Here is an 8382-nt window from a genome sequence, read left to right as displayed (position 1 = left end):
GCCGGTCGCTGAGCTTGTCGAAGCGTCCGGCGGCCCTTCGACAAGCTCAGGGACCGCCTGGGACATTCAGGGACCGCCTGGGAGACTCAGGGACCGCCTGGGACACTCGGGGAACGCCTGGGACACTCAGGGACGCCGGCAGCGTCAGCCGTCGCGGCGCGCGGCCCATTCGGACAGCGTCGACAGCTCGCTGGTGGTCGGCCGCGCCACCGGGATGCGGGTACCGAGCACCTGGGCCACGACGTCCTGGGCGATCTTCGCCGCCGTCAGTCCGGCATCCGCGAGGATCTGCTCCCGGGATGCGTGGGCGATGAATTCGTCGGGCACGCCGAGCTCGTCCACCGCGGTGTCGACGCCGGCTTCGCGCAGCACCTGACGCACGCGTGTGCCGATGCCGCCGACTCGGATGCCGTCCTCGATCGTGATGACGAGACGATGGGATGCCGCGAGCTGCACGATGGACGGCTGCACCGGAATGGCCCAGCGCGGGTCGACGACGGTCGCGCCGATGCCCTGCGCACGCAGCCGCTCGGCAACGTCGACGGCGAGGTGCGCCATCGGGCCGATGCCCACGATCAGGACGTCCTGCGCATCGGAACGAACGAGCACGTCCACGCCGTCTGCGAGGCGCTCCACCGCGGGCAGGTCGGGGCTGACGCTGCCCTTGGGGAAGCGGATCACCGTGGGGGCGTCGCCGACCGCGACGGCCTCGCGCAGCTCCTCGCGGAGCCGCTCCGCGTCGCGGGGCACGGCGATGCGGATGTGCGGGACGAGCTGCAGCATCGCCAGATCCCAGATGCCGTGGTGACTCGGGCCGTCGGGGCCCGTCACACCCGCCCGATCGAGCACGAACGTCACGCCGGCATGGTGGAGCGCGACATCCATCAGCACCTGATCGAACGCACGGTTCATGAACGTCGCATAGATCGCCAGCACGGGATGCAAGCCGCCATAGGCCAGGCCGGCGGCCGAAGCGACGGCGTGCTGTTCGGCGATGCCGACGTCGTAGACGCGGTCGGGGAAGCGCTGGGAGAAGGGCAGCAGCCCGGTCGGGCGGAGCATCGCCGCGGTCATCGCGATGATGTCGTCGCGATCTTCCGCGATCAACGGAAGCTCCTCGGCGAAGACGTCGGTCCACGAGGTGCCGGCAGCGGCGCCGAGCGCGCCGCCCGTCACCGGGTCGATGCGCCCGACGGCGTGGAACTGGTCGGCCTCATCGAGCAGAGCGGGCTCGTAGCCCCTCCCCTTCTCGGTGATGGCGTGGACGATGACGGGAGCGCCATACTCCTTGGCGAGCTCGAGCGTCTCGATGAGCATGCGCAGGTCGTGGCCGTCGACCGGACCGAGGTACTTGATGTCGAGGTTGGAGTAGAGGGCTTCGTTGTTCGTGAAGCGGCTGAGGAAGCCATGCGTGCCACCCCGGACGCCGCGGTACATCGCGCGTCCCGCAGGGCCGAACTTGCCGAACAGCGTGTCGGAGTTTCGGCGCAGCAGCTCGTAGCCGCCTGCGGTGCGGACCCGATTGAGATACCGCGCCATGCCGCCGATCGTCGGAGCGTACGAGCGGCCGTTGTCATTGACGACGATCACGAGGTTGCGATCGTTGTCATCGGAGATGTTGTTGAGCGCCTCCCACGTCATGCCGCCCGTGAGGGCGCCGTCGCCGACCACCGCGACGACGTGGCGGTCGCGCCGGCCCGTGCGGATCAGCGCGCGCGAGACTCCGTCCGCCCAGCTCAGTGAGCTCGACGCGTGCGATGACTCGACCACGTCGTGCGGGCTCTCGGAGCGCTGCGGGTACCCGGCGAGGCCACCGCGGGCACGGAGCTGCGAGAAGTCCTGGCGGCCCGTGAGCAGCTTGTGGACGTACGACTGGTGCCCGGTGTCGAAGATGATGGGATCGTTCGGCGAGTCGAACACTCGGTGCAGGGCGATCGTCAGCTCGACCACGCCCAGGTTGGGTCCGAGATGGCCACCGGTGCGAGCGACGTTCTCGATCAGGAACTCGCGCACCTCGCCGGAGAGCTGGGTCAGCTGCTCGATCGACAGCGCGTCGAGGTCGCGCGGGCCGGAGATCGATGAGAGAAGCGACATCCCTGCTCCCTTCCCCGCCGACGATTCACGTCCCAGTCTACCTGGGCGGTTGCATGGCGAAGGGGCCGGGGATGCCCCCGGCCCCTTCGCTGGTGTGCTCAGACCAGGCTGCGCAGGACGTACTGGAGGATGCCGCCGTTGCGGTAGTAGTCCGCTTCGCCGGGCGTGTCGATGCGCACGACAGCCTCGAACTCGACAGTCTCCTTGCCGGGCGCCGAGAACTCGCTGGGGGCGGCCGTGACCGTGACGGTCTTCGGCGTGACGCCCTCATTGAGCTCCTCGAGGCCGGCGATCGAGACGATCTCGGTGCCGTCGAGGCCGAGCGAAGCCCAGCTCTCCCCCGCAGGGAACTGCAGCGGCACCACGCCCATGCCGATGAGGTTCGAGCGGTGGATGCGTTCGAAGCTCTCGGTGATGACGGCCTTGACGCCGAGCAGGCTCGTTCCCTTCGCCGCCCAGTCGCGCGACGAGCCGGAGCCGTACTCCTTGCCGCCGAAGATCACGAGCGGGACGCCGGCAGCCTGGTAGTTCTGGCTGGCGTCGTAGATGAACGACTGCGGACCGCCCGCCTGGGTGAAGTCGCGGGTGAGTCCACCCTCGACCTCGGCGCCGTCGTTGACCGCGCGCACCAGCTGGTTCTTCAGGCGGATGTTCGCGAACGTGCCGCGGATCATCACCTCGTGGTTGCCACGGCGCGAGCCGTACGAGTTGAAGTCCTTGCGGTCGACGCCGTGCTCGGCCAGATACTGACCGGCGGGGCTGTCTGCCTTGATGTTGCCGGCCGGACTGATGTGGTCGGTGGTGACCGAGTCCAGCAGCGTGGCCATGACGCGGGCGCCGGCGATATCGGCGACCGGGGTCAGCTCCATCGTCATGCCGTCGAAGTACGGGGGCTTGCGCACATACGTGGATGCGTCGTCCCACTCGAACACGTCGCCGGTCGGCGTCGGCAGCGTGCGCCACCGCTCATCGCCCTCGAACACGCTCGCGTACTGGTGCGTGAACATCTCCTTGTTGATCGACGAGTCGATCGTCGCCTGCACCTCGGCCGAGTCGGGCCAGATGTCCCGCAGGAAGACGTCGTTGCCGTCCTGGTCGGTGCCCAGCGCGTCGACCTCGAAGTCGAAGTTCATCGAGCCGGCGAGCGAGTACGCGATCACGAGCGGCGGGCTCGCGAGGTAGTTCATCTTCACGTCCGGGTTGATCCGGCCCTCGAAGTTGCGGTTGCCCGAGAGCACGGCGGTCACGGCGAGGTCGTTCTCGTTGATCGCCGCCGAGACCTCCTCGATGAGGGGTCCCGAGTTGCCGATGCACGTGGTGCAGCCGTAGCCCACCGTGTAGAACCCGAGGTCCTCGAGGTCCTGGGTGAGGCCGGCCTTCTCGTAGTAGTCGGTGACGACCTTGGAGCCCGGCGCGAGGGTGGTCTTGACCCAGGGCTTCGCCTTCAGGCCCTTCTTCACCGCGTTGCGGGCGAGGAGGCCCGCGGCGAGCATGACGGAGGGGTTCGACGTGTTGGTGCACGAGGTGATCGCCGCGATCGTGACCGCGCCGTGGTCGAGCACGAACTTCTCGCCGTCCGCCAGCGTCACCGGCGTCGGCTTCGACGCCGTGGCCGGCGCATGGCTGTGGTGGTGATGCTGGTGCTGGCTGTACTCCTCCTCGGGCGAGTTGCCCGGGGGGTCGGATGCCGGGAACGATTCGGAGCCTTCGAGATCGACCAGGTCGTGGTCGACCTCCGCATAGTTCAGGAGATCGCTCTCGAACTGCTGCTTGGCGTTCGAGAGCACGATGCGGTCCTGCGGGCGCTTCGGGCCGGCGATCGACGGGACGACCGTCGAGAGGTCGAGCTCCATGTACTCGCTGAACACGGGCTCCCGCGACGCGTCGTGCCAGAGCGTCTGCTCCTTGGCGTACGCCTCGACGAGCGCGAGCTGCTGCTCGTCACGGCCGGTCAGGCGGAGGTAGTCGACGGTCACGCTGTCGATCGGGAACATCGCCGCCGTGGAGCCGAACTCCGGGCTCATGTTGCCGATGGTGGCGCGGTTGGCGAGCGGGACGGATGCCACGCCCTCGCCGTAGAACTCGACGAACTTGCCGACCACACCGTGCTTGCGCAGCATGTCCGTGATCGTCAGCACGACATCGGTCGCGGTGACGCCGGTCGGGATCGCACCGGAGAGCTTGAAGCCGACGACCTTCGGGATGAGCATCGAGACGGGCTGGCCGAGCATGGCGGCCTCGGCCTCGATGCCGCCGACGCCCCAGCCCAGCACGCCGAGGCCGTTGACCATCGTGGTGTGCGAGTCGGTGCCGACGCAGGTGTCGGGGTAGGCGCGGAGCGCGCCGCCGACGGTCCGGTCGTAGATGACCTTCGCGAGGTGCTCGATGTTGACCTGGTGGACGATGCCCGTTCCAGGGGGGACGACCTTGAAGTCGTTGAACGCGGTCTGGCCCCAGCGCAGGAACTGGTAGCGCTCGCCGTTTCGCTCGTACTCGATCTCGACGTTGCGCTCGAGGGCGTTCTCGGTGCCGAACAGGTCGGCGATGACGGAGTGGTCGATGACCATCTCGGCCGGCGAGAGCGGGTTGATCTTGGTGGCGTCGCCACCGAGGGCGGCGACGGCTTCACGCATGGTGGCGAGGTCGACGATGCAGGGAACGCCGGTGAAGTCCTGCATCACGACGCGGGCGGGCGTGAACTGGATCTCGGTGTTCGGCTCGGCCGCGGCATCCCACGATCCGAGCGCCTCGATCTGCTCCTTCGTGACGTTCGCGCCATCTTCGGTGCGCAGCAGGTTCTCGAGCAGGACCTTGAGGCTGAAGGGCAGCTTCTCGTAGCCCGCGACCTTGTCGATGCGGAAGATCTCGTAGTCGGTGCTGCCGACCGTCAGGGTGCTCTTGGCACCGAAGCTGTCAACCGTGGACACGCGTGTCTCCTTCGTCGGCGGCGGAGTGGTCGGATTCCGGATCCGACCTTCCCCATCTTCCCCCGCTGGTGCACCCTCGGCTAGTGAGGCTGGCCTTATCCGCGACGGGAGAATTTATCTTGATGTCAAGATAAATGTATCAGTCCTTGGCGCGGGGATAGAGCGCCCGCACCGCGAGCCAGGTCACCGCGACGAGCGGCGCGAAGAGGGGCAGCCCCAGGATCAGTTTCATGGTTCCGAGCGTCGTGACGTCGTTCGCGAGGTAGAGCGGCAGCTCGACGGCGAGGCGCAGGAAGAACAGGCCCGCCGAGGCGATCGTGAGCCAGAAGTAGACCCGGCGCTTGCGGCGGTCTTCGCGCCACGCGGTCGCCTCGCCCATGAGCCATCCGCCGATGAGGCCGATGAGCGGCCAGCCGATGATCGCCGAGACCAGGAAGGCCGTGCCGTACACCGCATTGGTGACGAGCCCGAAGAGGAAGTTGTCGGCCGCGCGACCGGTCCACAGTGCCAGTCCGGCCGCCGCTCCCGTTGCGATCAGCCCGCCGATGGCGGCGCTCGCGGGCGAGCGCATGATGAGACGGATGGCGGTGAAGACCACCGCGAGGCCGACCGAGAGGATGAGGGCGAGCCACAGGTCGCCCTGGTGGGTCTCCGGGTCGATCGTGACGGTGTAGGTGACGACGAAGACGAGCGTCGGCAGCACCGACTCCAGCACCCCGCGCCAACCGCCCATCGACCGCCATACGACGTGGCCGGTGCTCGCTTCGGATGCCGGATCCAGGCCGGCCCGCCGCGCCGCCCCGCCGAGCGCGGCGCCGATCAGCTCCGAGGCTGCCGGGGTGGCTTCCGCGTCCGAACCGGCGTCGCGGCTCGGGTCGTCGGTCACGCCGTCCCCGGAGTGGCCGGCATCTTCAGCGGGATGAGGTCCCGTGGCGGCATCGGCGAGCCGCCGCGCACGACCACGATCGACCGGAACAGGTCTTCGACCTGAGCCGCGGCATCCACGTCCGCCGTCGCGGCACCGCCGATCACTCCGCGCAGGAACCACCGCGGGCCGTCGACGCCGATGAAGCGGGCGAGCCGCTTGCCGCTGGAACCGTCCGCGCCGGCGACCGGAACCTCGGCGAGCAGTTCGGCGCCCAGGGGGCCCTCCCGCTCCTCGACGCGGCCGCCCTGCTGGCGGATCTGCTGGCGGATCTGATCGCGGGTCTCGTCCCACAGACCGGTCGTGCGGGGTGCCGCGAAGGGCTGCACCTGCAGGGTCGAACCGGCGTAGTCCAGGCCGACCGCGACGATGCGCTTGGTCTGCTCCTCCACCTCGAGGCGGAGGTTGAGCCCCTCACGGGGAAGGATCTTGATGCCGCCGAGGTCGATGTAGGGGCGGACGGGATTCGCTTCCGACTCGTCGAACGGTCCGGCCTGCTCGCGGTCGAGGGCGACCGGGCTCTCGTCCGGCTCCGCTGCCGCCCCTGAAGTGGCGTCGGTCATGACTGTGCTCCGTCCTTCTGGTAGCCGGTCGAGCCGAATCCGCCCTCGCCCCGCGAGCTGTCGGGCAGCTCCTCCACCGGGATGAAGCGGGCCCTCGGCACCGGCATGACGATCAGCTGCGCGATGCGATCGCCGACGGCGATGTCATACGCGTGCTCGGCATCCGTGTTCAAGAGTGTGACCTTGATCTCGCCGCGGTAGCCCGCGTCGACCGTCCCAGGCGCGTTCACGATCGTGATGCCGTGCTTGGTCGCCAGACCGCTGCGCGGCACGACGAAGGCGACGTGGCCATCGGGCAGCGCGATCCGCACGCCCGTGCCGACGAGGGCACGCTGGCCCGGCTCGAGACGCAGCGCCTCGGCCGCGGTGAGATCAGCGCCGGCGTCGCCGGGGTGGGCGTAGACGGGAGCCTCGGGCGCGATAATGAGGACATCCACGGTTTCAGTCACTCAACGAGGGTAATGCAGAAGACAGCGCGCAACGACGGCACGATCGCCGGCACCGGGTACCGCGAGCGACTGAGTCCGTCGCTCTGGGTTCTCGCCAGTGCAGCGGTCGTCGCCCCCATGGCCGGACTCGTGTTCGTGCCCATCGATCACACGCTCTCGCTGGCCATCGGGATCACGGTCGGCGTGCTCACCGTGGTACTCCTCGTCGGCCTCTCCCCCGTCATCGCGGTGGAGGACGGCACGCTTCGCGCCGGCCGAGCCCGCATCCCCGTGGAGCTGCTGGGCGAGCCGACGGCGCTCGAGGGCGAGGACGCGCGTCAAGGGCGCGGGGTCGGCCTCGATCCGAGGTCGTGGCACGTGATCCGCGGCGGGATCGACGGTCTCGTCACGATTCCCGTGACCGATCCCGACGATCCGACGCCCACGTGGACGCTGTCGACCCGCACGCCCGACCGCCTTGCGGCGGCGGTGCGGCGGGCCCAGTCAGTCGCTACGCCGCGCACTCCGCGCAGATAGGTCCGTCCTTGCGCTCGTGATCGAGCTGCGAGCGGTGCTTCACGAGGAAGCAGTTCACACAGGTGAACTCGTCTTCCTGCGGCGGGAGGACGACGACGTCGAGCTCGAGGTCGGAGAGGTCCGCGCCGGGAAGCTCGAACCCCGAGGGGTTGTCGGCGTCCTCAACATCCACCGCACCCGACAGCTTGTCGGGAACACGCTCCTTGAGAGCCTCGATCGACTCGCTGTCGTCTTCGGTCTTGCGGGGGGCGTCGTAATCGGTAGCCATTGCGTAAAAGTCTCTACTTCCGGGAGATCCTGGTGTCACCTGCCCTTGCGGGCGGGCGATAGTTTGCACGACCTCGGCGCATTTGGCAAATGCGCTCTCGTCCGATGTTGACCGTGCGACCCGTGAAACTCGCGGCGCGCCCGGGTTATTCCCGGTCTGCGCGGACGTGCTGTGTAAGCATGGGGCCACACGGCTGGATCGGGAAGGGCGGTTCGCATGGAACAGCTCAAAGTGATCGGAACCGAGGACGAAGCGATCGTACTCGCGACCGAGGCGGGCGAGCGCTTCTCGCTCCCCATCGACGACGTGCTGCGCGCCGAGCTGCGCAAGGTGCGTCGAGAACGCGACGGCGTCGATCGCGCCACAGAACGACCGAGTCCGCGCGAGATCCAGGCGCACATCCGTGCGGGCCTGTCCGCCGAAGAGGTCGCAAGCCTCCTCGGTGCGCGCGTCGAGGACATCGTGCGATTCGAAGGACCGGTGCTCGCCGAACGCGAGCACATCGTCGGCCAGGCGCTCGCGGTGCCGGTCCTGCTCGGCGTCGACCTCGATGGCGACAGCCACCCGACTTTCGGCACCGCGGTGCGGTCGAAGCTCGCCGAGGCGGGCTCCTCCGGAGAGCGCTGGACGAGCTGGAAAG

8 protein-coding genes are annotated in these 8382 nt (G+C 68.6%); 2 read left to right on the top strand and 6 right to left on the bottom strand.

All coding sequences use genetic code 11. The annotated features are described in order from the left end of the window. Window positions 1-144: 144 nt before the first annotated feature. From dxs to dut, 5 genes are all read right to left on the bottom strand, one after another. Window positions 145-2094, bottom strand: coding sequence for a 1-deoxy-D-xylulose-5-phosphate synthase (dxs, locus tag AC1DVT_RS15535; protein ID WP_477389910.1), 1950 nt, complete (start codon window positions 2092-2094; stop codon window positions 145-147). A 98-nt stretch (window positions 2095-2192) separates the two neighbouring features. After that, a complete protein-coding gene (gene acnA, locus AC1DVT_RS15530) occupies window positions 2193-5021 on the bottom strand; it encodes an aconitate hydratase AcnA (protein ID WP_457098626.1) in 2829 nt (942 codons plus the stop codon). Between the two features lie 139 nt (window positions 5022-5160). Continuing rightward, complete coding sequence (locus tag AC1DVT_RS15525) at window positions 5161-5907, bottom strand: DUF3159 domain-containing protein (RefSeq protein WP_477389909.1); 747 nt, start codon at window positions 5905-5907, stop codon at window positions 5161-5163. After that, window positions 5904-6509, bottom strand: coding sequence for a DUF3710 domain-containing protein (locus AC1DVT_RS15520; protein ID WP_477389908.1), 606 nt, complete (start codon window positions 6507-6509; stop codon window positions 5904-5906). Before AC1DVT_RS15520 ends, AC1DVT_RS15525 begins: the two co-directional genes overlap by 4 nt. After that, window positions 6506-6958 carry a dUTP diphosphatase gene (gene dut, locus AC1DVT_RS15515; protein WP_457098623.1) on the bottom strand — a complete coding sequence of 151 codons (453 nt, stop codon included), beginning with the start codon at window positions 6956-6958 and terminating at the stop codon, window positions 6506-6508. The genes AC1DVT_RS15520 and dut overlap by 4 nt, the downstream gene beginning before the upstream one ends. Before the next feature lie 12 nt (window positions 6959-6970). Here dut and AC1DVT_RS15510 point away from each other — a divergent pair, with 12 nt between their 5' ends. Continuing rightward, window positions 6971-7474 carry a DUF3093 domain-containing protein gene (locus tag AC1DVT_RS15510; protein ID WP_477389907.1) on the top strand — a complete coding sequence of 168 codons (504 nt, stop codon included), beginning with the start codon at window positions 6971-6973 and terminating at the stop codon, window positions 7472-7474. On the opposite strand, the gene AC1DVT_RS15505 is transcribed toward AC1DVT_RS15510, so the two are convergent. Next, window positions 7449-7742: a DUF4193 domain-containing protein gene (locus AC1DVT_RS15505; protein WP_457098621.1), complete on the bottom strand. Its 294-nt coding sequence runs from the start codon at window positions 7740-7742 to the stop codon at window positions 7449-7451. The genes AC1DVT_RS15510 and AC1DVT_RS15505 overlap by 26 nt on opposite strands. Before the next feature lie 216 nt (window positions 7743-7958). Between AC1DVT_RS15505 and sepH the strand changes: the two genes are divergently transcribed. Further along, window positions 7959-8382 (top strand): septation protein SepH (gene sepH, locus AC1DVT_RS15500; protein WP_477389906.1); only part of this gene is annotated, 424 nt, incomplete at its 3' end.

The sequence above is a fragment of the Microbacterium sp. P2_F9 genome, assembly GCF_056403635.1.
The sequence above is the reverse complement of the archived record's forward strand: the minus strand, read 5'-3'. Positions and strand labels throughout refer to the sequence as shown.

Bases quoted from the DNA above. Each gene is read 5' to 3' on its own strand.
- dxs (WP_477389910.1), bottom strand. From the start codon at position 2,094: ATGTCGCTTCTCTCATCGATCTCCGGCCCGCGCGACCTCGACGCGCTG.
- AC1DVT_RS15520 (WP_477389908.1), bottom strand. From the start codon at position 6,509: ATGACCGACGCCACTTCAGGGGCGGCAGCGGAGCCGGACGAGAGCCCG.
- AC1DVT_RS15510 (WP_477389907.1), top strand. From the start codon at position 6,971: ATGCAGAAGACAGCGCGCAACGACGGCACGATCGCCGGCACCGGGTAC.
- AC1DVT_RS15505 (WP_457098621.1), bottom strand. From the start codon at position 7,742: ATGGCTACCGATTACGACGCCCCCCGCAAGACCGAAGACGACAGCGAG.